The sequence below is a fragment of the Pseudarthrobacter raffinosi genome, from assembly GCF_023913835.1.
GTDB classification, from domain to species: Bacteria; Actinomycetota; Actinomycetes; order Actinomycetales; family Micrococcaceae; genus Arthrobacter; species Arthrobacter raffinosi.
In genome coordinates, this window is the sequence record NZ_JAMXBG010000004.1 from 1 (window position 1) to 21696 (window position 21696).

Consider the following 21696-nt stretch of genomic DNA (forward strand, 5'->3'; position numbering starts at 1 on the left):
CGCCGAGTGTGTCTGCCACGGGCTGCGGAAGGTGTTCGAGCACATTGGGGCCGCACCGAGGCACCTGGTGCCCGATTATGTTCCGCGGAACATAATCCGGGACGAGCCGCGGGACCGTGCCGCCGAAGAACGCGAACATCTCCGCATGCGCGCGCAGCCACGAATCCTGCCGCATATCCAGGCACGCCTCCACGAACGCATACCTGCTGAACGGCAGACACGCGACGAACAAATACACCTTCGAGACCTCTCCCGTTGCCGGATCGACCAGCTGCATCGTCGGCCCAGACCAGTCGACCTCGATGCTGCGGTCGGCCTTGTGGCCGACCCGGGACGAGGCGCCAGTGACCATCGCGTGATCGCCATAAAGCCTGCAGAACCGGTCATAACTCATCGCCGCTTGCCCCGCCCGACCGGATGCGTCGACATACTCCTGGTGCAGCAGCTTCAACGTCACCCCAACCCTGGCCAGCTCCCGGTGCACCTGGCCCCAGTCCGGCTGCATAAACACGCTCTCGCGCACCCCGCGGCCGGGAAATAGCGCCAGATAAACCTCACCATCAGACAAATCAGCAACGTCATCCCAGCCGAGCCCTGCCAGATCAGCAGCCTCGATCACCGCCTGAACGCTGTGCCGAGACATGCCCTGAGCAGACGAGATAGCCCTGCCCGATAGGCCTTGATTGCGAAACTGCAAAACCAGTTTCGCCTTGATCTTCCGTACCATTGCCGGTAATCCTTCCGCCACGTGGCCCTCACGTGGTGGAAGGAGCCTTACAGATGGCGCTCACCCACACCGACACTGGCGCTCACCCACGCCAATCGGGATTCCGACCACGGCGCTCACCCGCACCACCTCTGGACCCCCTGAAGGCCAATATTCAGTGATGAACGTGGTTCCTCGATTCGTGCCCGAAAGTCGTGATCCTGCCGAATCCGGATTGGTGACTCGGGTCGTGTCGCTTCTGCGGTCGGTATCGTCCGCCGCTGATAAGGCCAGCGAGTCGGAGTTGCCGCCGAAAGGCAAAAAATGGGGTGTGCACAATGTGCACACTTTGGGCCTCGGACTGAGGCGTACATCGGTCGGATCGGGCCGGATTCCGCATGTTTCCGGGGGAGTCCAGTGGTTTCGGGGGCTGGATTCCGGTTCGAGTCCCGCCTCGGGCACAGTGTTTCCTCAGGTCAGGGGCTTTTGAGTGTTATTTCGTGTGCACATTGTGCACACTCTGGACTCTGATCTGATGTTCCGGGTGTGTGGGGTCCCGGAAACGGCCTATTCGGTTGTGTGGGGAAGCGGCTGCCTACGGCGGGCCGGGTACCGCCCTGCGGGGTCTCTGCTGGGAGTTCATCCTCGTTCGTCCTTCCGTCGGGTTTTCGCGTTCACTTCTTCATGGTGGCTAGAGCCGCGTACAACATGACTTGCTGGTTATTCTTTGGATGGACCTGGGTTTGCGGCCGGTCCGGAATTTTCCGCTCTGATACCTGTTCATGCAGGACAGCGGGGGGAACGGCATGACATAGCCACTGATTCGGAGCTGATCATGAGCTTGCTGAGCCTGGCCAGTCGGCAGGCGGGGCCGGCCTCGAGGGCGAGTTGTAGGAACTGGTGGGCCCTGCTGCCATGGCCTTCCCACCATTTAGCTCGCCGCCGCAGCCATCATTTTCCCGTCATCGCCGCATCCGGCTTCTGGGTAACCGGCGTCTCTGTCCTCGCTGTATTGGCGGTGGGAGCTGGCCACGTTGCCCTCAATCAGATCCGGACGATCTCTGCCTCCGCCGGCGTCAACGCGGCGAGGGCCTCGATCCAGAAGGCCGAAGCGAAGGCGCTGCGGGCCAAGAATCGGGAAGAAGAACAGAAGGCCGTCGCCTCGCAGGTGCCCGAACACAACGAGAGACCGGCCCGCCGCATAGGCTGACCGGTCTCTTCCAGGAGCTCTAGAGCGGCTGGATGTTTTCCGCCTGGGGCCCCTTGGGACCCTGGGTGATGTCGAACTGGACCTTCTGGTTCTCGTCCAGGGACTTGTAACCGCTGGAGGCGATTGCCGAATAGTGTGCGAACACGTCAGCGCTTCCGTCGTCGGGGGCGATGAATCCGAAGCCCTTTTCGGCGTTGAACCACTTGACAGTACCTGTAGCCATGCTGATGTCCTTCACGGGTCGCTGGTCGGTTCCGCTTCTCGGATTGCCGTCCCGGCCACTCACACGGCTGAGCTTATGTGGGTGGTCCGGCCACTGGCAAGAAATTCCGTCAGCGGCGGACAGAGAGCATCCTTGGGCTTGTGCTGAGCGCGTGCTCACCGCGCGACCGGGCCGAAGGCCCCTTATGCGGGACGCCGGGACCGGTTAATGCGTTCAGGGATCTGGTCGTGGACGCCACATTGCGGCGCACGGCCCTTTCGAGCCCGGGCCACCGGAAAACTGCCCGCTGAATAGCCACCATTCCGTGTACGCGGAAAGGCTTAGCCAAGAAGGTCATTTTCTTGCTTCATGTTGTAGTCCACACCGCTGTAGCCGCCGTCAGTGACGATGAACGCTGCTTCCGGGCTTAGTAGAAAAGCGACGACCGAGGCTATGTCTCCAGGTGCTCCGTTTCGACCCAGCGGAGTCAGGCTTGCTGCTTCGTATGATTCGCTGATGATGCCGCTGTCGACCCAGCCCGGGGTCACAGCGTTGACCCGGATTCCTCTGGGCCCAAGAATGTTGGCGAGGCTCCGCGTGACGGAAAGAAGTGCCGCCTTGCTAGCTGAGTAGCCGATGCTTCTGAAGGACCCGATGTGAGCGTCCGTGCCGGCTATGGCGACGGAGGTGGATTTACCATCGGTTCCCGTCCTCGGCCGGTTTTTGTCCCGGCAGTGATCCGCGCTGGGGCGGACCATTGTGCCGTCCGTGGGGATTTGGAATTGGACGTTGTCGGCGGGGCTGCGCGGGGATCATCACGGGCCTCATTGCGGCTTGGTCTCCGCGATGCACGCGGGCGACGGTCCCCACTTAAACTGCCAGAATCAGCCCTTGGCCAGCTGCAGAAGAGTCCAGTCGATACCGTGCGTCGGAACCGCCCACGAAAGCAGCACGCGGATCATGATGGGCGGAATCATCAAAACAGCCAATTCGGCTTCTTCTGCCCAGCGACGCCGGGGGGCTTCCGCATACCATTCGGCGACGGGAACAGTCCGGTTACGAATCGAATTTGGTGTCGAGAATCTCAAAGTCGTTGGATCTCCGCAAGCGACTAATTGCTGAGCAGTATTTGCATGAAGATGCCAAGCAGGATTGAGGAGGCCTAAGACGTGCCGCTAGCAATCCCGGCGTTGAGACTTGGCGTGATCCGCGCGTTCAAGCAGCCGGGACACCATGTAGCCGATGACGAGCCCCCAGAACGCCGGATGGATGTTGAAAAGGCTCAAACCGGAGATGGTCACGACGAAGGTCACCAGGGACCCCAATGTGAAGGCTGTGGCGAAGGCGGTCAAAAAGGCTTGCTGGAGGGCCCTCAGCATCGCAAGGCCGCCCAGGGCCAGGATGAATTCCGTGGGCGCGGCGAGCATGAGACGGGTGAGGGTGGGAGCCAGGAGGGCGCAGATTATGGCCAGAACGCCGTACACCACTGCAGCTGTGTACTGGCGCTGCCTGCTTCCCGAGGAGGTCATGAGGGCGTTCGTGGGGCCGGTCACGCAGGCTGAAACAGCGCCGCAGCAAGCGTTGAGCAAGGAAAACGCGCCTGAAACGATGGCGAAGACATTGATCGGCGGATTGTGGCCGGCGGCACCGAGAACGGCGACGCCCTGGCCATTCTGAACGAACAGCACGGTGAGGGCCAGGGGAACAACCAGTTCGAGCTGGGCAGCCCAGGTGAACTCAGGAAGGGTGAAGACCGGGGTGGCAAGAATCGGTCCGCTTTCCCGGAGGGCAAACTGACCACTTGCCGCCACGGCCAGGCAACCGACCACAAGGGTGCCGAGCACCGGGGGAATGAACCTGCCCAGGGCAGGCACGGCCGAGAGGACCAGGAAGACGGCCACCATCGGGACAGTCACCACGGGGTTCGCCTGGGCTGAGGCAACGACGTCGGTGCCGAATTTCAGGAACACAGCGGCCACCATGGCCATGACGATCGGCATCGGGACGGCTGCCATGATCCGGCGAACCATTCCGGTGGCACCCAGCCCGAGGATGAGAATGCCGGACGTGAAGAACGCCCCGACCACCTCCGGAAAGGACAAGTGCTGCAGGGACGGGCCCAAGAGCACTGTGCCGGGAATGGACCAGGCGAAGCCGAGGGGCTGGCGATAGAGGAGCGACATGAACAGGGTCGCCGCCCCGCCCGAGAAGAGGATGGCAAACACCCAGGACGCGAGCTGGCCTTGGGTAAGTCCGCCCGCCGTTCCAACGGCCAGCGTGACCGCTATCGGGCCGGAGCCGGCAAAGATGAGGCCGATCACCCCGTTGGATACGTAGGGCGTGCCCAGGTCACGGAGGAATTGGCGCACCCCCGCGGGGCGAACCCCCGGGCGTTCGAGCAGCGGCTGGGACTCCGGGGCCACAGCGGCTTCCGCGTGGGGCATAGCGGGCTGGATCTCGCGGGATCGCGGCATTCTGGCTCCTGGGAACGGCGGAAAAAAACACTGGCGCCCCGGAGTTGGCACTCCGGGGCGCCGTCCGTGCAAGAGCCGAGGCGCCGGCACCGATTTCGGGCGGTGGTTCCTACTTGTGCTGGCCTTCCTTGGCGAGGACGTAGTCATAGACCACTTCTTCGCCGGACTGGCCGTCCGTGCGCGGCCGCGGGTCCAGCATCAGCTCGGGCTTGACCGCCGATGCGATGTCATCGTCGTTGTGAGGATCGCCGGGGAAGTACAGCTGCTGGGTTACAGGCTGGAAGCCGGGCGCGGAGACCTTGATGTGGATGTGCGCCGGGCGCCAGGCGTGCCACCCGGCCGCGTTGATCAGCTGCCCGCAAGCTCCGTCCGTGGGAATCTGGTACGGCGCCGGGCGCATCGTGTTGATTTCGAAGCGGCCGCCGTCCTTCGCCTTGACCGTGGCGCGGAAGAGCCACTCGGGGAGGCCCGGGGCGTACTGGGAGTAGAACCCGGCGCTGTCCGCATGCCAAATTTCCACCTGGGCACCTTGGATTGCATTGCCTTCGGTATCAGTGAAGCGGCCCGTGAAGTGCAGTGGGGTGCCCTCCTCGTCCTCGCGCATCTCCACGGTGCCAGGGCTCTGGAGCACGGGGGAGCCGGGGACGTAGTAGGGTCCCTCAATGGTCCCCACGGTGCCCGGACGGTCCTGGGAGTTGACGTCCTCGACAGTGTGTTCCAGCCACACGTCCAGGAACAGCGGCCATTCCCCGTCTGTCCCTACCTTGATCAGCCAGGCCTTGAGTGCGTTGTATTCCTCGTAGGTGACCTCGTGTTCGACGACGATGTCGTTGGCGGCCTTGATGAGTGCCCCTGCCAGCAGGCTCACCCTTTCCTTCGGCACGTCCAGCTGCGCGAGCTTTCCTGAGGCGGTAAAGCGCTCGGTGGCCTTTGAACCGGCTTCGACGGCAGTGCCCTCGTCCTCTTTACGGGCGTCCGTTTGGGTGTCAGTCATGGTGTTCTCCATACTCTTCGTTGAACAGGGGAGGAAGGGTTCCTGCACCCGGTGCGAGTCTCAGTGCGCCGGGGTGTAATTCCGCGGTGACGTGGCTTCGCGTGATGTCTGTCTCATGATAGGCCTCGCGATAAGGACGCCACAAATATCAATTTGGCCGCTTTTTAGTCATGAAGCCTACATAATTTCACCCTTGGTCGAACCTAGGTGTTTGCCTGATGTGAGGGTGGTCACGATAGGGCAGGATTGCCTGACAACGTCCCCCGCCGGCGCCCCCGGCTGGCCCGGACCTTCCGCCAAATTTGTATAGCACCCTCCAATGAAGGAGCAGCCATGACCGAGAACCTGACCCATGTCCGTGAGGTCCTTTCCGACGCCGTGATCGACGACCGTGAGAACGGCGTCATCCGGGCCAAGCGCGAAATTTTCACCGATGAGGATATTTTCGAACTGGAGATGAAGCACATCTTCGAGGGCAACTGGGTTTATCTCGCCCATGAGTCCCAGATCCCCAATGTGGGGGACTACTTCACCACGAACATCGGCCGCACTCCCGTAGTAATCACCCGCGACAAGGACGAGAACCTGAACTGCATCGTCAACGCCTGCTCCCACCGCGGCGCGATGCTGTGCCGCCGCAAGACGGACAACCGCACCACTTTCACCTGCCCGTTCCATGGCTGGACCTTCAAGAACTCCGGTGAGTTGCTGAAGGTCAAGGACTCCCGCAACGCCGGCTACCCGGAGACTTTCAACAAAGAGGGCTCCCACGACCTCACCAAGGTTGCCCGCTTCGACTCCTACCGCGGTTTCCTCTTTGGTTCCTTGAAGGCGGACGTGCTCCCGCTCGAAGAGCACCTGGGTGACGCCACCAAGGTGATCGACTCCATCGTGGACCAGTCCCCGGAGGGACTCGAAGTGCTGCGCGGCTCATCCACCTACACATATGACGGCAACTGGAAGGTGCAGGCGGAGAACGGCGCCGACGGCTACCACGTCACCGCCGTGCACTGGAACTACGCTGCCACCACCGCCCGCCGCAGCGCAGGCGACTCCGCCAACAAGACCAAGGCCATGGACGCCGGCAAGTGGGGCAAGGTCAAGGGCGGCTTCTACTCCTACGACCACGGCCACCTGCTGCTATGGCAGGAGTGGACCAACCCCGAGGACCGCCCGCTGTGGGACCGCCGCGAGGAGCTCGTGGCGAAGTACGGCGAGGAAATGGCCAACTTCATGATCAACATCTCGCGGAACCTGTGCCTGTACCCGAATGTCTACATCATGGACCAGTTCTCCTCCCAGATCCGCCACTTCCGCCCCATCTCCGCGGACCAGACCGAGGTCACCATTTACTGCATCGCACCCAAGGGCGAATCCCAGGAGAACCGCTCCAAGCGCATCCGCCAGTACGAGGACTTCTTCAACGCGACGGGCATGGCCACCCCCGACGACCTCGAAGAGTTCCGATCCTGCAACAAGACTTACTGGGCCACCTCGGCGCCGTGGAACGACATGACGCGCGGGTCCACCCACGAGATCGCCGGCCCCGACGAGCAGGCCCGGGCGCTGGGTATGACCAAGGTCATAGCCTCCGGGGTGCGCACGGAGGACGAGGGGCTCTACCCGATCCAGCACGGGTACTGGAAGGAAGTCATGGACCGGGGCTTGGCGGAGGCGGAGCGCTCCGCTTTGGATAGCCTCCCCGTCACTGCCTGACCGCGTCCACGTCGAACCAGAGAGAGTGCATAACCCATGATCAACCTGACAAAACCTGCTCCGGCGCTCAGGACCGCCGAAGAGATCGCCACGCTCGAAACCGTCCGTGCCTTCCTGTACCGGGAGGCCCGGCTGCTGGATGAGCGCCAATTTGATGACTGGCTCCAGTGCTACCACCCGGACTCCGAGTTCTGGATGCCCGCATGGGACGTCGACGACCGGCTGACCGAGGACCCGCAAAACGAGATCTCGCTCATTTACTACGATAACCGCGGCGGCATTGAGGACCGGGTCTTCCGGATCAAGACGGACCGGTCCTCGGCCACCTCCCTCCCGGAGCCCCGCACCGGGCACAACATCACAAACATCGAGATCGTGGAGCACGACGGCGACCAGGTAAAGGTGCGCTTCAACTGGTTCACCCTGTACTTCCGCTACAACACAACGGACACGTACTTCGGGACCAGCTTCTACACGATCGATCTTGCCGGCGGGGAGCCGGTGATCATGAAGAAGAAGGTCGTCCTCAAGAATGACTACATCCACCACGTGGTTGACGTCTACATGATCTGACGGCAGCGTGCCGGTGCCCGCCCGGCCCCGGCCTTGACCGTTTCAAAACCGTGCCCGGCGGGCACATCCACACTTTCCCGGGTCGCTACGACGCGATCCCCAGCCAGGAGGAAATCATGGGCCACAAAGTAGCCCTCAGCTTCGAGGATGGCGTCACCAAAGTCATCAAGGTCGGCGACTACGAGACCGTGATGGACGCCGCGTACAAGGCACGCATCAACATTCCGTCGGACTGTCGTGATGGTGCGTGCGGCACCTGCAAGGCGTTTTGCGATTCCGGTTCCTTCGATCCGGGTGATTACATTGACGACGCCATGACGGAGGAGGAGCTCGAAAAGGGCTACATGCTCACCTGCCAGGCAGTGCCGGAGTCCGATCTGGCCATTCAGATCCCTGCCACGTCGGAGTCGGCGAAGACCTCGGCCACCACCTTCACTTCCACCGTGAAGGAACTCAACAAGCACACGGAAACAACGGTGTCCTTCACCTTGGACGTGGAAAACCGGGATGCTCTGGCCTTCCTTCCGGGCCAGTACGTCAACGTCAAGGTCCCCGGAACCGACGCGGAGCGTTCCTATTCCTTCAGCAGCGGCCCCGAGGTGCACGATGCGTCGTTCATGGTGCGGGTGACGCCCCAAGGTGCGACGTCCGAATACCTGCGCGACAGGGCAGCGGTGGGCGACACCATAGAATTCACGGGTCCCTACGGCTCGTTCTTCCTGCGCGAGCCCAAGCGACCCCTGCTGCTCCTGGCAGGCGGTACCGGCCTGGCCCCGCTCTTGTCCATCCTTGAGAAGCTCTCCGAGAATCCGCAGTCGGTGCCCGTCCACCTAATTTATGGTTTGACCCGCGAGGCGGACATCGTTGGCTTGGACTGGCTGCGGGAATATGAGGCGAAGCTGCCCGGATTCACGTGGGACTACATTGCTTCCGAACCGGGCACGTCTGCTCCAAACACGGGTTATGTCACCCAGATCATTGCGCCCGCGCACCTGTTCGACGGCGATGTTGACATCTATCTTTGCGGGCCGCCTCCCATGGTCAATGCCGTGTCGAAGTGGCTGGACTCCGAGGGCATCAAGCCCGCCAACTTCTATTTCGAGCGGTTTGCCCCGAAGGAGACCACCGGCGGCGACGCGGAGACAGGTGCACCGGCAGCCGTGGCGAAGATCGAGGCGGAAGGCGACACCATGAGCCGTAGCGAGGCCGTCTCGTCCCTCGAGACCGGCCGGCTGGATTTCCGCAAGGAGGACAGCTTTGCCCAGCTCGACGCGCGCATGGGCCTGGAGCTCGCAGTGAGCGAGCTGATGCTGGGCCGGCTCAGCCAGGAGCAGCTGCACCAGTTCCGCCGGCTTGCCGAGGCCACCACGCGCTTTGTCACCAGTGGCACCATCCAGGACCCGGATGAGTTCGCGCGGACCAACGAGGAGTTCCACGAATACCTCTTTATGGTCTGCGACAACCCCATGCTGCTCGAGTCCTACCGCCGGCTCGACGTCCATGCTCAGATGGCGGCGGCCTTCGAGGCGGGAACCAGCATCTTCATGCGGGTCACGCAGGACCATCTGGATATCGTTGACGCCTTCGAACGTCAGGACAAGGCGCGGGCGCGCGAGGTCATCATGGCCCATGCACACGACGCCAAGGACACCATGGCGAACGCGATCGATGCCAAGGCCGCCCACTGATGACGCAGCCATATGCTGGACAGTTCATTACTCCTGGCCGTTATGCCGGCAAGGTGGCTCTTGTGACCGGCTCCGCCCAGGGCATTGGCCAGAAGGTAGCGGAGCGGATCGGGGCCGAGGGCGGCGCCGTTGTCCTCGTGGACCGGTCCGACCTGGTCCATGAGGTGGCGCAAGGGATCGAGGAGGCGGCCCAGGGTTCCGGTTCAGGAGGCTCGGCTACCTCGGTGACCGCAGATCTTGAGACCTTCGCAGGTGCGCAGCAGGCCGTGGAGGCTGCGCTGGCCGCCCACGGCCGGGTGGACGTACTGGTCAACAATGTCGGCGGCACGATTTGGGCCCGCCCGTACGAAGAGTACGACGAGGAGAAGATCGAGAAGGAAATCCGCCGCTCACTCTTTCCCACCCTCTGGACCTGCCGGGCGGTGCTGCCGGCCATGCTGAAACAGGGCTCCGGTACCATCGTCAACGTTTCCTCGGTGGCCACCCGCGGGCTGCACCGGGTGCCCTATGCAGCGGCGAAGGGCGGAGTCAATGCCTTAACGCAGTCGTTGGCAATGGAGGTGGGCGGACGAGGCATCCGCGTGGTCGCAACCGCACCGGGGGGTACCGAGGCGCCGCCCCGCAAGGTCAAGCGGGGGCCGGAGGCCGAATCCTCCACGGAAAAGGCCTGGTACCAGGTGATCGTTGACCAAACCGTGGATTCTTCCTTTTTCAAGCGCTACGGGACCTTGGACGAACAGGCCGCGCCGATCGTATTCCTTGGATCAGATGAAGCGTCTTACCTCACCGGAACCATCCTTCCAGTTGCTGGCGGGGACCTGGGCTAAGGCCGCCGTGATGAATTCCCGCCGCCAGGGCCGTACGGTCCGCTCCAGTAGGATTGCGGTCATGACGACGGGCTCCATAAGCAGTGAAATGGCGGAGGACCTTCCGCTCGTTGGCCGGCGGGAGGTCTTCGAGGAGCTGTTGGAGATTCTCCGCACTGTCCGCAAGGGACATGTGGGCGCAGTGGTGATCTCCGGGCCATCGGGCTCCGGGAAGACCGCAGTGCTCGATTTATTCCTTGAGCACTGCCGCACCGGGGTCCGTGGTGTCCGCGTACTGTCCGCCATGGGCGACGAATGGGAGGCGCAGTTTGCCCTCGCCGGTTACTCCCAGCTTATGCTCGCCGCGCCGCTTCGCTCGGCAAAGGATTACGACGGCGGCCCGCCGGTTCCCGCTGGCCCCGTCGCGGCTCTCATGCCGGCCCAGGTGGTCAATTACGCTTCGACGCTCAGCGCCCACCTTGAAGGACTGCAGTCGCACGGCACCGTAGTTGTCGCCGTCGACGACGTTCACAAACTCGACGCCGAGAGCCTGCGCATCCTCACCTTCGTCATGCGCCGGCTGCACGGAAAAAGGATTCTGTTCCTGCTCACGATCAACCCCGATGACGCAACACGTGTCCCCGTAGGTGCCCTGGACTTCCTTTCAGGTCATCAGGTCACCCGGATCCCGCTGGATCCGCTCACGCCCAAGCAGGTCCAGCATCTTGCCCGGACGAGGCTCGGCATCGACCTTAGTGCCACGGCGGCCCACGGTCTGGTCCAGCACACCGGCGGAATTGCGCAACCGGTCGTCGAGCTGCTCCAGGAGTTACCAGCGGAGACGTGGCAGACGTGGTTTCCTACCCTGCCTCCGACCTCCCGGGTGCGCGCCCGGATGCGCAGCGTCCTGGCGGCCGCGTCTCCCGGGCTGGTCTCTGTGGCAGAGGCTGCGTCCGTGCTCGGACGCAGCGCGGGTCTGGCGGAGGTTTCCCAGGTCAGCGGGCTGGAGTCGGTCATGGAGGTACTCGACGAGGGACACCGGGCAGGGCTGCTGGGGTTGACTGTTGATCAGGCCCGTTCTTCCGTTGTGTTCTTTGAACCAGGCACAGCTCAGGCCATCTACGAACAGATCGTCCCCAGCCGGCGCATCGCGCTGCACCGGCTGGCAGCTGAGGCCGTGCAGCCCGAGGGTGAACGTCTGGGCCACCGCGTCTCAGCGACTCCCGGAGCAGACGAGGCCCTTGCTGAGGAGTTGGAGGAGCACGCCCGGGGCCAGGCCCTGCTGGGGGTGTGGCAGGATGCCTCGACGGCGCTGTTCTCCGCGTCCCGGCTTTCCCAGGACACCCGTTCCCGGAACGACAGGCTGTTGAGAGCCGTGGACGCCCTGGTGGGTTCCGGCAATATAGCCCAGGCCCAAATGTGGAGCGCGGCAGTGGACGCCCTGCCGTCCTCACCGCTCCGCTCCTCAGTCCTGGGATACCTCTCTACTGTGTCGGGACAAAATGACAGCGCGCAGACGCAGCTGGAGATGGCGTGGCGCACCTGCAACCCGCAGCGTGATCCCGCGGCCGCCGCGCAGGTGGCGCAGCGCTTCGTCCTGCACGGGGTAGCGTCCTGGGACGGCCCGCTGATTACCGGCTGGGCCGAACGGGCGATGGAACTTACGCAGCCGGGAACCCCTGCGCACATTGAGTCAGAGGCAATCTACGGCTTGGGCCTGTATGCACAGGGCCGGCTTTCGGAGGCGGAGGCCTCCTATCACCGGGCCTTCGAACATGCTGCCGAGAACGCCCAGAAGCAGCGGGTCCAGATGGGTGCCGGCTGGCTGGCATTGCGCCTTGACAACGTTGAGTCAGCGTTGATTAACTTCGAGGCGGCTGCTCCCACTGAGTACCGTGGCGGCTCGATGCGGATTTCCCTGTGGGCCGAGGCCTGGCTGGCGCGTACCCACCTGGTGCTTGGCAACTGGGATGCGGCTGCTGCCACCGTGGCGCGCGCATCTGTCCGCCTCGAAACCTCGCGAATGCCGCTGATCCGGCCCCTGCTGTACTGGACAGCGGCGGAGCTTTGGTCCATGCGCGGGGACTGGGACCGGGCCCGATACTACGTTTCACAGGCAGCGGTGCAGCCGGGGACCTACCGGGCCATGCAGGTGCCGGCAAGCCTTGCCCGTGCCCGCTTCCACGAGGCTCGGGCCGACTATGAAAGCGCTTTGGCTGTGCTGCAGCCGCTGACGGAGCTGGACCCCTGGACTGAGAACCGGGTGTCCTTCTGGCCCTGGCAGGACACCTACGTCAACGCCCTTGTCATGACTGATCAGCTCGACGCCGCCGACTCGTTCCTTACCGCGTTTGAACGGGTTCCGCGAGAGCGGGAAGTGCCTTCGGATCTGGCGCGGATGGCGTGGGCGAGGGGCCGACTCGTGGCCGCGCAGGGGGACCCCGACACTGCCAGGGAGCACTTCGAGACGTCCCTGGGCCACCTCCGCGGGCTTAACCGGCCGTATTTGCGGGCGCGGGTCAGCTTTGCCTACGGCCAAAGCATGCGCCGGGCGGGCAAACGGCGCTTGGCGTCCTCGGTCCTGCGCGTGGCCCGCGACCTGTACGACTCCCTTGGGGCGGCCACGTACGTGGAACGGTGCGACCGTGAGCTCAAAGCAACAGGTCTTGACGTCGGTAACCTGCCCGATCCGGCCGATCCCGTGCTCATGGCGGCCAGCGACCACCACCTTCAGTTAACAGCACAGGAACGGGCGGTGGTCGAACTGGTAGCGGCCGGGGCTACCAACAAGGAGGCGGCGCGGGCTCTGTTCCTGGCGGAGAAGACGGTTCAGTACCACCTGACGCGGGTCTACCGGAAGATGGGAATCCGTTCCCGCAGCGAACTTGCGGCTGTGTTCCGGGCCAAGGACTGACCCGGAACACAGCTTGTTCTGAAGTAAGCAGGTGTGACTTGACCCGGCGTTTACTTGACGTCGGACGGGTGCTTGGCGAGCGGCACCACCGAGATGTCCATGAAAGGGAACAACGGCAGGTTCTGCAGGATCTCATGAAGTTCGTCGTTCGAATCGACGTCGAAGATTGAGTAGTTGGCGTACTCCCCAACCACTCGCCAGATTTCCGGCCACTTTCCCGAGTGCTGTAGCTCATGCGAGTAGGCCTTCTCCTTGGCCTTGATCTCCGCGGCTTCCGCGGCGGGGAGGTCGGCGGGCAGGTTTACGTCCATGTGGACAAGAAATTTCACGGATCTACTTTCGGAGGTTGGGATGTCATCGGTCTGAGCGGTACAGGGAGAGCTTGTCTTCATCAACGGCTGTGCCCACGCCTGGTCCCTCGGGAACACGGATGCGACCGCCGGTGATGGCCAGGGGCTCGGCCAGGAGGTCGTCGGCCATGTCCAGGTAATTCGACAGCTCCGCCGCACGCTTGGCCGTATGGGCGAAGGCAGCGCCGAAGACCACCGAGGCGGCGGTGCCGACCTGAGTGTCGATTTGGTTGCCAATATAAACGTCGATGCCCATACCCTCGGCCATCCCCACGATTTTGGCGGCCTCGGTAAAACCGGACCGTGCCGTCTTTACAGCCAGGAGGTTCGCGCCCCCGGTGAGGATTTCCCGTGCGGCCTCACCTAGATTGGCAGCAGACTCGTCCGCAGCGATGGGGATGGGGGAGTTCGCCACGAGGCGACGGCGCCCGAGGACTTCGCGGGCGTCGTCGGGTTCCTCCAGGAACTGCAGGCCCAACTCCGCCGTGCGTCGCAGCACTTCGGCGGCCTCGTTGGCGGACCACCCGCGGTTGGCGTCCATGTAAAGCTCAGCGTCCTCGCCAAGGCCATCGCGCAGTACCCGGGCGGCCTCGATGTCGAGGTGAAGGGGACGGCGCCCGGTCTTGAGCTTGAAGGTGTTGATGCCATAGGTCTCGCGGAACTCCAGCGCCAATGCCAGCAACTCCTGGGCAGGCTTAAAGCCGAGCATATGGGAGACCCGGAGCGAGTCGGAGTACCCGCCCAGCAGCTTTGTCACCGGCTGCCCGAGAGTCTTGCCAATGACGTCCCACAGGGCGATATCCACGGCCCCCTTGGCCGTCTGGTTGTGGACAGTCCGGTACAGGATTTCCTGGACCTTCTCCCGGTCAAAGATGTCGACCCCGATCAGCTGAGGGGCAAAAATATCTTCTACCACCGCGACGATGGACTTCTGCGTCTCACCATAGGTGTAGGGGCGCGGCGGTGTGTCGGCAGTGCCCACCAGCCCGTCGTCTGTGCGGAGCCTGATGATCACATGGTCTGCCTCGTGCACGGACCCGGAGGCGAAGTGCAGGGGGTGGAGATAGGGGATCGAGTAGGGGATCGCCTCAATGGCTGCGATCTTCATCAGCGGGTCAGCCTTTCATCAGTGGGAAACGGCACGGGGCCGGGGTGAGGGGGCAGGCGCCCGGGCTCTGCAGTCGCGGTATCAACGACTTCCAGGAAATTTTGCAGCAGGGTGGAGGGATGCCCGCGCATCCAGGCGACTGCGAGTTCGACCGCGGGGACGTTTTCAATCTCCCGGTAGGCCACGCCTTCGAGTTGGATGGCCCGCACGCTGGACGGCATGACGGCCACCCCGCCCCCAGCGGCCACGAAGGCCAGCATCGTGGAGGTCTCTCCCACCACCTGGGCGATGCGTGGCCGGAAGCCGGCCTGGCGGCACAGGTCCGACGTGGTGCGGTAGAGCACAGATTCGGGTGCATAGGCGATGAAATCCTGGTCCTGCAATTCGTGCATGGCCACGGTCCGGTCTACGGCCAGGGCGCTGAACGAGGGAAGCGCGACGACAAGCGGTTCCTTGGCCACAATCCGGTAGTCGATGTCCGGTGAAGCAACGGGGGGGCGCAGCAACGCGGCGTCGAGTCTACCCTCCCGCAGCCCTGCTTCCATGGAAGGAGTGAGCATTTCGCCGTGCAGCGCAAGGGACAGGCCGGGCAGGACCTGCTTGGCAAGGCGGGCGATCTGCGGCATGACGCCGTAGGTTGCCGACCCTGAGAAGCCCACCCTCAGGACGCCGGTGGCGCCCTTGCCCACTTGAGAGACATCGGCCTGAAGTGTCGCTAACTCGTTGACAATCTGCCGACCGCGATCCAGCAGGAGTTGGCCCGCCGCTGTGAGGTCCACCCTGCGGGTGGTTCGGTTGAGCAACTTCACGCCAAGCTGGTCCTCCAACTGACGAATCTGCTGCGAGAGAGGTGGCTGCGCCATGTGGAGGCGCTTGGCGGCGCGGCCAAAGTGCCGTTCCTCGGCAACCGCGATGAAATAGTTCAATTGGCGGATGTCCAAGGTGCTGCCGTCCTTCTGCCGGGACCGGCCTCAAGGATGCTGCCCTGTGCGCGGTAATTAGTTCAAATAATAACTATAATAAGCCCTACTAGGTAATCTGGCACGCGTAATACTGTCAGGGCAGCATCACGCGGGCTACCTGAGTTGCTCCGAAGGGATACTGTCCCTTGTCCGCCCTTCGACGATCTCCTCCACTTTGTGCTCGGCTTCCTCCAGCTTTCGCTGGCGGGGGACCAAAACGGTCACGACTGCGCCGACGAGGGCTACGGCCCCATAGATATAAAATGCAGTGGCCCCGCCAATGCCTGCGGCAGCCAGCCAGCCACCGATGATGGGTCCCAGTATCCCGCCGAAGCGTCCCACACTTGCGCACCATGCCACGCCAGCGGCCCGGGCATTGGTGGTGTAGTAATTCGACTGGAACCCATAAATCAGGACCTGGGTGCCCAGTGTGCCTACCCCGGCGAAGGCGATGAAGGTGAACAGCAATGGCAGCGGGAAGCTGAAGGTCATCAGCACCAGGCTGATGGTCGCCAGAACAAAGGTGGAGGCGATGACCCGCTGGGGGCCGCCCTTGTCAGCGAGGCGCGAAAGCAGCAGACCGCCCGCGACGGCACCCAGGTTCAGCGCCAGGGGGAAGAACAGGGAGTATGTGCGCCCGTAGCCGTAGCCTTCCATGATTTTCGGCAACCATGTGTTCAGGCCGTAAGTCAGGAGCAGGCCACAGAACGACATCAGGCCAAGCAAAATGGATGGCACAGCGAACTGCCGGGAGAACACTGCGGCGAAACCTGTTTTTTGCGGTGCGGCGCCCACCTGTTGAATGACCCGTTCCTCGATAAGCGGAACGCCGGTGCGATGCGAAGCGGCCTGGGCTTCCTGCTCACGGCCGCGGGCCAGCAGCCAGCGCGGAGACTCAGGGAGCTTGAACCAGGCGATGGGCACGAGGAGGACGAGGGGTAGGGCGCCGATCATGAACAGCCCGCGCCAGCCGATGTCATTGAGCAGCAGGATGCCCAGGATTGATGCCAGGACGCCGCCTGCAGGGACTCCGGAATACACAATTGCGTTGTAGAACTGACGCCTTCCGGCGGGTGCGAATTCAGCCATGGTGGCGCCGGCAGTAGCGATAACCACTCCCAGGCCAAGCCCGGTAACAAACCGCAAGGCTCCAAAAGCAGTGACGCTGGTGGCAAAGGCCGTGACGAACATGCCCACCGAGAACCAGGCGATGCCCAGGAGCATCAGCCGGCGCCGGCCGAAGAAGTCGCCGACTGCGCCGCAGATCAGGGAGCCCACGAGGACTCCGATGAGTGCCCAGGATCCCAGGAGGCCGGCGGCGACTGTATCAAAAGCGCCGATCTGGCTAGGGTCCGCAAGCAGCCCCGGAAGGACAGTGCCGTAAATAACGAGGTCGTATCCGTCAAACACGAGGGCTGTGCAGATGATGAAGGCCACCCAATTGGCGGTGCGCGCCTCCTTTTTTGGATTTTCGGCTATAACGGCATGCGGTTGTGTCATGATGCCAGGTCCTCTCTGGGGGAAGTGAAGGCGGAGCAGCGCAGCGAAGGATCTTCGGGGCCGTCTTCCGATTGCTTTCAGCCTGACAGAGCTGTGATGCAAGTCATATGAGGGAAATACCCGGCTTTTCGCCCGGGGGATATTTATATGCTGCACATATCAAATGGGTGTTTTGGGAGCAAGACCCGGGGCAGTCCCGCCCGTCTCAATCCATACGATCTGGATATGGAACAGCAGGGCAGGAACGCTGGTCGGAATACTGACGCGTGGATAGGCTGGCAAAATGATCAAGCCCGCACGCCTTCACTCAGACCTGTCCCGCCTCGGCCGGGAGTCGGACATGTTCCTGGCCACCGTTGAGTCCCTTGTCGACGACGAGATGACCGCTCCCTCGCTGTGTGAAGGGTGGACGCGAGCCGATGTCATCGCCCACGTCGCCTCCAGCGGCCGCGCTTTGGTGAAGCTCATCGACTGGGCCACGTCAGGTGAGGAGCGTCCCTTGTATGCCTCACGGGACGCCCGCTCCCAGGAGATCGCCGCCTTGGCCGCTCTCCCGAGGGAAGAGCTCGTCGGGGAATTGCGGGAGTCGGCCCGGAACTTCGCCGAGCAGGCACAGCGGCTGGGCGGGGGGCTTGCGGCCCCTGAGGTGCAGCTTAACGGCGGTGCGCTCCCTGCCACCTCCATCGTTGCGCTCCGGATTGCCGAGGTGGTGGTGCATCACCATGACCTCGACACTGCCTGGACCATCGAGGAGGCCGATCCGGATTCGCTGCTGAACGCCCTCGAAGCCGTGGTGCGTTCACTCCGGGCCAAGGGGTCGCCGGGAATGACGTTGGTGACCGAGGAACGTGACGAGTGGGTGATCGGCGACGGCGGTCTGCGGGTTGTGTCCGACCGCGAAGGCCTGCTCCAGTGGCTGGCCCGCGGGGACGCCGAACATATTGACGTGGACGGCCCGGTGCCGGTGCTGCCATCCTGGTGAGCGGACGTGCGGTGGCACAAGGCATGACTGCAGCGGTCCAGGACATGGATGCGGAAGGAAGTCGGGCGACGGCCCGGGTGTCCTTGCCCGATTCAACGTTGCCTGCGGCAGGCTGAAAGGGGTGTGCACATTGTGCACACCCTGGGCTTCGGATCGGGTCGTACTGGTGCCGGACTGGGCCGGATTCGGGATGTTTGCGGGGGAGTCCAGTGGTTTCGGGGGCTGGATTCCGGTTCGAGTCCCACCTTGGGCACGTATTCCCCCCTCGTCAGAGGGGGTTTTGCTTTTAATGTGTGTACATTAACCCTCCGCGGGTCCCTCTGATTGTGGCCGCGGTCTGTGGCTGGTGCCGCGGTGGCCTGTAAAGTTGTGTGGGTGGCGGGCTAGGGTCCTGGCTGGTGGGCCCTCCGCCTGCTGGCGTCCTGGGTTGTCGGTCCTCTTTGTGGCTTGTTCTGATGGCCCTTGTTGGCCGTCACTCATTCATGGCTACGGGTTGTGTTGACGACATGACCTAGGGAAATTTCCTTCTAGCTTTTCCTCCAATAGCTGCTTCCTGTGGGCCAAGCAGAGCGCGCGCATCGCGGGTTTGTCCGGCCAAAGGGGGTGTGTAGATTGTGCACACGCCCCTGGACGGGCATCCGCTCGGCGTGCATTGCGGTCCTTTCCTGCAACTTTTCGGCTGGTATCAGTTCATGCGTCCTGGCGTTCTGGGTGACATGTCCTGAGGGAAAATCGGTGTCTGTCGCGTTGTTAGGATGGCTGGCCGCCCAGTTGGCCATCACGTGAGTCCTCCCGTTCTTTCTTTTGCTTCAACGACGTGTTCCATTTTCTGGGCGTCGTTTCCGACGTGGGCAGGCGGAGCCCTCGTTTACGCTGACCCGCTTTACGATGTCAGCTTTGGGTACATCCCGCTTCAAATACAACTTCCTGGCGGGGCGGATACAAGGGCGCTGCATCTTTCGCAGACCGTGCGAACTGCCATACGCCAAAGCTAATGGCACGGGAGCCATGGCGGCCTGCGGACTTGGCTCCGCGGCATGTCAGGCACTCCCGTCGCTTGCGGGGAGCACTGGCGTGGCGTAGGCGTGGCTGGTCTGGACGATGTCGGTGACGGTGTCGAGTTCGGTCGCATTCCGTGGCCCGTAGATCATGACCATTCCGTGGGCGAGGCGGATGCCCGCGAGGGGGTGGGCGACGGCCCATCCCTTGGCGATTGCGTCGCGGCTCAGCGCCAGCGGCAGTGCCAGATGCAGAGAACCGTCGTAGTCGGGGTGGAGGTGTGCGAACTCGCCAACTTGTGGCACGAGGAACGCATCAAGCGGGGCCCCCGGGCCCTGTTCGACCATGAAGCCAGATGCGCCGGGTACGGAGATGGCTGACTGACGGGCGGTTACCCCTGGCAAGGCCGTGATGCTGCTGAGGAGTTGCTCTCGGATATGGAGGGGGCTGTTGTCGGAGCGTTGCTCCTGGGGAATCGACCAGGAAACTTCGGGCCGGGTACCTTGGCGGGCCGGAAGTTTGCCGTCTGGAAGGGTATCCCACCTGCCGGGCCCGGAGGGCAGAATGCTGCGGGTGGCGAGGAAATTCAGACGTTCTGCGATCCAGCCGTCAAGCTCGGCAATGGTGGTGTTGGTGAGCCCGTGGCCGCCGGGGTCGCGGCGTGCGTAGGCGGGTGCGCCGGAATCGCCGAGCAGGTAGGTCCACGTGCGGTCCAGCAGTTCGCGGGGGATGACTGTGTCCGTGTCGCCTTGGGCTATAAAGACCGGCACTCCGGCCAGGCGCGCAGGTGAGGTTGGGACGCCGGCGTCGAACGGTAATGTTCCGTACAGGATTGCAGCGCCGGCGAAGCGCTGCGGATCGGCCAGAAGCAGACCACCGGCGAACGCGGCGCCGCCGCTGAAGCCAACGAGTATTACCTGGCGGCCCGCGGGCGCCACGTCGTCGAGCCACTCCCGGAACCAGGCCATGGTCTGAGTGAGGGACTCCGCGACCGGACGGCCGATTCCGCGGTTGGCGAACCAGGCGTATCCGCCTCCGGCGGGGATCGGTGCGCGGACGGCTGCGTACGATGGTCCGGGTGGCAGGTGTCCGGCTAGGCCAATGATGCCGGTCTCGTCGGCGCCGCGTCCGTGCAATAGGACCACAAGGGGACGGTCGGGGGCGTCAGGGCTGTGCCAGATGGCGGTAGGTTTGCCGAAATCGTCATTCATGAGTTGTCCTCCTCAGTGCTGGCTGTGGCGATGCGGCCGGCGGTGGGCACGCCGGACCATCGGGCCAGTTCGGCGTCGAGCTCCAGCGGCTCGACGGGAGCGGTGTTCTCGTACTCGCCCCAATGCTGCCGGGGAAGCATCCACATAAGTTCGAACTCGTTGCCGTCCGGATCTGCGCCGTAGATGCTCTTGGTGGCGCCATGGCTGGACTGACCGGTGTATGCGCCAGCGTCCGTCAAGGTCCGGCGGGCCTCGGCGAGCTCATCGATGGTGTCCAGCTGCCACGCGAGGTGGTAGAGCCCGACGCCGCCACGCACCGTAGGCGCCGCGGCGGCGCCTACGCCGAAGAGGCCGAGGTCGTGGTGGTTGCCGGAGCGGGGCAGCCGCAGGAATGCAGCGTTCGCAGCCGGTTCGCGGGCGACCACTTCCATGCTGAAGACGTGGGTGTAGAAGCGCTCGGCCCGGTCAAGGTCGGTGACGAATAGTACGGCGTGGTTCAGCCGGACGGGGGAGACTGGCATCGGAGGTAATTCTTTCTCTGTTTGGGGCCATGAGCGTGCCTCGGGAGCCGGCCAGAATGAAGGCGGGGCGGCTCCCGGTGATGCGATGCTGCGGGGTTGGGCTGACCGTCGGGTCAGGCCTGGACGGCGAATCCTCCAGTCCAAGAGATCTTCTCGCCGGCCGCGAGGGCGATCTGAAGGAAGCCCTTTGCCTCCAGCTCACGTGCCCGTCGCAGTGAGCCGGCATCAATGGCGCGCAGGCCGCCGGCAGTGATGACCTCCGCGAGCCGGGATTTCGCGTCGGCGTCGTCCCCGGCGATCAGCACAGTGGTGGGTTGCCCGGCGATCTCGCCCGCGGCCAGGGTGGCCGCGAAGGTGGTGTTGAAGGCCTTCACCACGTGGGAGTTCGGTAGCGCGGCCTGGATTTCGGCAGCGGCCGAGGAATCAGCCGGCACGGTCAGGGAGTCGAAGGTTTCAAAGTTCAACGGGTTGGTGATGTCCACGATGATCTTGCCGGCGAGCTGGCCAGCACGTTGGGCCAGGATCTCCTGCACGGCGGGGTAGGGAACGGCCAGGACGACAATCTCACCGGTGACCGCCTGGGCAGTGTCCTCGCTGCCGAGGACCTGGACGGTGTTGCCGCCCTTTTCAACGATGCCGGCGATGGCCGTGCCCATGTTGCCCGTTCCGAGGATGCTTACAGTGGTCATAACGGTCTCCTTCGTTTCGAACCCCAGTTGATTGAGGCTTCAACTAAATAGTAGCGGCTAAGGTTAGTTGTCGCAACAACAAACTTCGGAG

19 protein-coding genes are annotated in these 21696 nt (G+C 63.5%); 7 read left to right on the plus strand and 12 right to left on the minus strand.

The genetic code is table 11. From position 1 onward, the window contains the following. The coding region (locus tag NG697_RS04955) for a transposase (RefSeq protein ID WP_509908554.1) at positions 1 to 727 on the minus strand (727 nt) is incomplete at its 3' end. An 814-nt stretch (positions 728 to 1541) separates the two neighbouring features. On the opposite strand from NG697_RS04955, the gene NG697_RS04960 reads away from it, so the two are divergent. Continuing rightward, complete coding sequence (locus NG697_RS04960; protein WP_252598674.1) at positions 1542 to 1916, plus strand: hypothetical protein; 375 nt, start codon at positions 1542 to 1544, stop codon at positions 1914 to 1916. Between the two features lie 19 nt (positions 1917 to 1935). On the opposite strand, the gene NG697_RS04965 is transcribed toward NG697_RS04960, so the two are convergent. The 4 genes from NG697_RS04965 to catA form a co-directional block, all read right to left on the minus strand. Then, the gene (locus NG697_RS04965) at positions 1936 to 2139 is read right to left on the minus strand and encodes a cold-shock protein (protein WP_091256599.1); all 204 of its coding nucleotides are present in this window, start codon (positions 2137 to 2139) and stop codon (positions 1936 to 1938) included. A 320-nt stretch (positions 2140 to 2459) separates the two neighbouring features. Beyond that, complete coding sequence (locus NG697_RS04970; RefSeq protein WP_252611959.1) at positions 2460 to 2876, minus strand: SDR family NAD(P)-dependent oxidoreductase; 417 nt, start codon at positions 2874 to 2876, stop codon at positions 2460 to 2462. Between the two features lie 417 nt (positions 2877 to 3293). Next, entirely contained in the window at positions 3294 to 4592 is a 1299-nt protein-coding gene (locus NG697_RS04975; RefSeq protein ID WP_252598676.1) for a benzoate/H(+) symporter BenE family transporter, read from the minus strand. A gap of 109 nt (positions 4593 to 4701) precedes the next feature. Then, entirely contained in the window at positions 4702 to 5598 is an 897-nt protein-coding gene (catA, locus tag NG697_RS04980) for a catechol 1,2-dioxygenase (protein WP_252598677.1), read from the minus strand. 321 nt (positions 5599 to 5919) lie between these two features. Between catA and benA the strand changes: the two genes are divergently transcribed. From benA to NG697_RS05005, 5 genes are all read left to right on the plus strand, one after another. Beyond that, a complete protein-coding gene (gene benA, locus NG697_RS04985) occupies positions 5920 to 7302 on the plus strand; it encodes a benzoate 1,2-dioxygenase large subunit (RefSeq protein WP_252598678.1) in 1383 nt (460 codons plus the stop codon). 36 nt (positions 7303 to 7338) lie between these two features. After that, positions 7339 to 7875 carry a benzoate 1,2-dioxygenase small subunit gene (gene benB, locus NG697_RS04990; protein ID WP_252613715.1) on the plus strand — a complete coding sequence of 179 codons (537 nt, stop codon included), beginning with the start codon at positions 7339 to 7341 and terminating at the stop codon, positions 7873 to 7875. Positions 7876 to 7991: 116 nt separating this feature from the next. Continuing rightward, positions 7992 to 9563, plus strand: coding sequence for a benzoate 1,2-dioxygenase electron transfer component BenC (benC, locus tag NG697_RS04995; protein WP_252613716.1), 1572 nt, complete (start codon positions 7992 to 7994; stop codon positions 9561 to 9563). Further along, on the plus strand, positions 9563 to 10390 hold the full coding sequence (locus tag NG697_RS05000; RefSeq protein WP_252613717.1) for a 1,6-dihydroxycyclohexa-2,4-diene-1-carboxylate dehydrogenase: 828 nt from the start codon (positions 9563 to 9565) through the stop codon (positions 10388 to 10390). The genes benC and NG697_RS05000 overlap by 1 nt, the downstream gene beginning before the upstream one ends. Before the next feature lie 61 nt (positions 10391 to 10451). Further along, positions 10452 to 13283, plus strand: coding sequence for an AAA family ATPase (locus NG697_RS05005; RefSeq protein WP_252613718.1), 2832 nt, complete (start codon positions 10452 to 10454; stop codon positions 13281 to 13283). Between the two features lie 50 nt (positions 13284 to 13333). On the opposite strand, the gene catC is transcribed toward NG697_RS05005, so the two are convergent. The 4 genes from catC to NG697_RS05025 form a co-directional block, all read right to left on the minus strand. Next, positions 13334 to 13612 (minus strand): muconolactone Delta-isomerase, encoded by a 279-nt coding sequence (catC, locus tag NG697_RS05010; protein ID WP_252598683.1) that lies wholly within the window; start codon positions 13610 to 13612, stop codon positions 13334 to 13336. A 25-nt stretch (positions 13613 to 13637) separates the two neighbouring features. Continuing rightward, positions 13638 to 14741 carry a mandelate racemase/muconate lactonizing enzyme family protein gene (locus tag NG697_RS05015; protein WP_252598684.1) on the minus strand — a complete coding sequence of 368 codons (1104 nt, stop codon included), beginning with the start codon at positions 14739 to 14741 and terminating at the stop codon, positions 13638 to 13640. Beyond that, positions 14741 to 15682 (minus strand): LysR substrate-binding domain-containing protein, encoded by a 942-nt coding sequence (locus tag NG697_RS05020; RefSeq protein ID WP_252611965.1) that lies wholly within the window; start codon positions 15680 to 15682, stop codon positions 14741 to 14743. The genes NG697_RS05015 and NG697_RS05020 overlap by 1 nt, the downstream gene beginning before the upstream one ends. Positions 15683 to 15817: 135 nt before the next feature. Then, complete coding sequence (locus NG697_RS05025) at positions 15818 to 17203, minus strand: MFS transporter (RefSeq protein ID WP_252611966.1); 1386 nt, start codon at positions 17201 to 17203, stop codon at positions 15818 to 15820. Between the two features lie 283 nt (positions 17204 to 17486). On the opposite strand from NG697_RS05025, the gene NG697_RS05030 reads away from it, so the two are divergent. Then, positions 17487 to 18185 carry a maleylpyruvate isomerase family mycothiol-dependent enzyme gene (locus tag NG697_RS05030; protein ID WP_252598687.1) on the plus strand — a complete coding sequence of 233 codons (699 nt, stop codon included), beginning with the start codon at positions 17487 to 17489 and terminating at the stop codon, positions 18183 to 18185. Positions 18186 to 19225: 1040 nt separating this feature from the next. Here NG697_RS05030 and NG697_RS05035 read toward each other — a convergent pair. The 3 genes from NG697_RS05035 to NG697_RS05045 all read right to left on the minus strand — a co-directional run bounded on the left by NG697_RS05035 (position 19226) and on the right by NG697_RS05045 (position 21605). Continuing rightward, a complete protein-coding gene (locus NG697_RS05035) occupies positions 19226 to 20395 on the minus strand; it encodes a luciferase domain-containing protein (RefSeq protein ID WP_252613719.1) in 1170 nt (389 codons plus the stop codon). Continuing rightward, positions 20392 to 20916: a VOC family protein gene (locus NG697_RS05040; protein WP_252613720.1), complete on the minus strand. Its 525-nt coding sequence runs from the start codon at positions 20914 to 20916 to the stop codon at positions 20392 to 20394. The genes NG697_RS05035 and NG697_RS05040 overlap by 4 nt, the downstream gene beginning before the upstream one ends. A gap of 113 nt (positions 20917 to 21029) precedes the next feature. Beyond that, on the minus strand, positions 21030 to 21605 hold the full coding sequence (locus tag NG697_RS05045; protein ID WP_058929036.1) for an NADPH-dependent F420 reductase: 576 nt from the start codon (positions 21603 to 21605) through the stop codon (positions 21030 to 21032). Positions 21606 to 21696 lie beyond the last annotated feature (91 nt).

Excerpts from the sequence above, each read along its gene's own strand:
- NG697_RS04975 (WP_252598676.1), bottom strand. The coding sequence starts at position 4,592 with ATGCCGCGATCCCGCGAGATCCAGCCCGCTATGCCCCACGCGGAAGCC.
- NG697_RS04970 (WP_252611959.1), bottom strand. The coding sequence starts at position 2,876 with ATGGTCCGCCCCAGCGCGGATCACTGCCGGGACAAAAACCGGCCGAGG.
- NG697_RS05015 (WP_252598684.1), bottom strand. The coding sequence starts at position 14,741 with ATGAAGATCGCAGCCATTGAGGCGATCCCCTACTCGATCCCCTATCTC.
- NG697_RS05025 (WP_252611966.1), bottom strand. The coding sequence starts at position 17,203 with ATGACACAACCGCATGCCGTTATAGCCGAAAATCCAAAAAAGGAGGCG.
- NG697_RS05040 (WP_252613720.1), bottom strand. The coding sequence starts at position 20,916 with ATGCCAGTCTCCCCCGTCCGGCTGAACCACGCCGTACTATTCGTCACC.
- benA (WP_252598678.1), top strand. The coding sequence starts at position 5,920 with ATGACCGAGAACCTGACCCATGTCCGTGAGGTCCTTTCCGACGCCGTG.
- benC (WP_252613716.1), top strand. The coding sequence starts at position 7,992 with ATGGGCCACAAAGTAGCCCTCAGCTTCGAGGATGGCGTCACCAAAGTC.
- catA (WP_252598677.1), bottom strand. The coding sequence starts at position 5,598 with ATGGAGAACACCATGACTGACACCCAAACGGACGCCCGTAAAGAGGAC.
- NG697_RS05000 (WP_252613717.1), top strand. The coding sequence starts at position 9,563 with ATGACGCAGCCATATGCTGGACAGTTCATTACTCCTGGCCGTTATGCC.
- NG697_RS04960 (WP_252598674.1), top strand. The coding sequence starts at position 1,542 with ATGAGCTTGCTGAGCCTGGCCAGTCGGCAGGCGGGGCCGGCCTCGAGG.
- NG697_RS05045 (WP_058929036.1), bottom strand. The coding sequence starts at position 21,605 with ATGACCACTGTAAGCATCCTCGGAACGGGCAACATGGGCACGGCCATC.
- NG697_RS04965 (WP_091256599.1), bottom strand. The coding sequence starts at position 2,139 with ATGGCTACAGGTACTGTCAAGTGGTTCAACGCCGAAAAGGGCTTCGGA.
- NG697_RS05030 (WP_252598687.1), top strand. The coding sequence starts at position 17,487 with ATGATCAAGCCCGCACGCCTTCACTCAGACCTGTCCCGCCTCGGCCGG.
- NG697_RS05005 (WP_252613718.1), top strand. The coding sequence starts at position 10,452 with ATGACGACGGGCTCCATAAGCAGTGAAATGGCGGAGGACCTTCCGCTC.
- benB (WP_252613715.1), top strand. The coding sequence starts at position 7,339 with ATGATCAACCTGACAAAACCTGCTCCGGCGCTCAGGACCGCCGAAGAG.
- NG697_RS05035 (WP_252613719.1), bottom strand. The coding sequence starts at position 20,395 with ATGAATGACGATTTCGGCAAACCTACCGCCATCTGGCACAGCCCTGAC.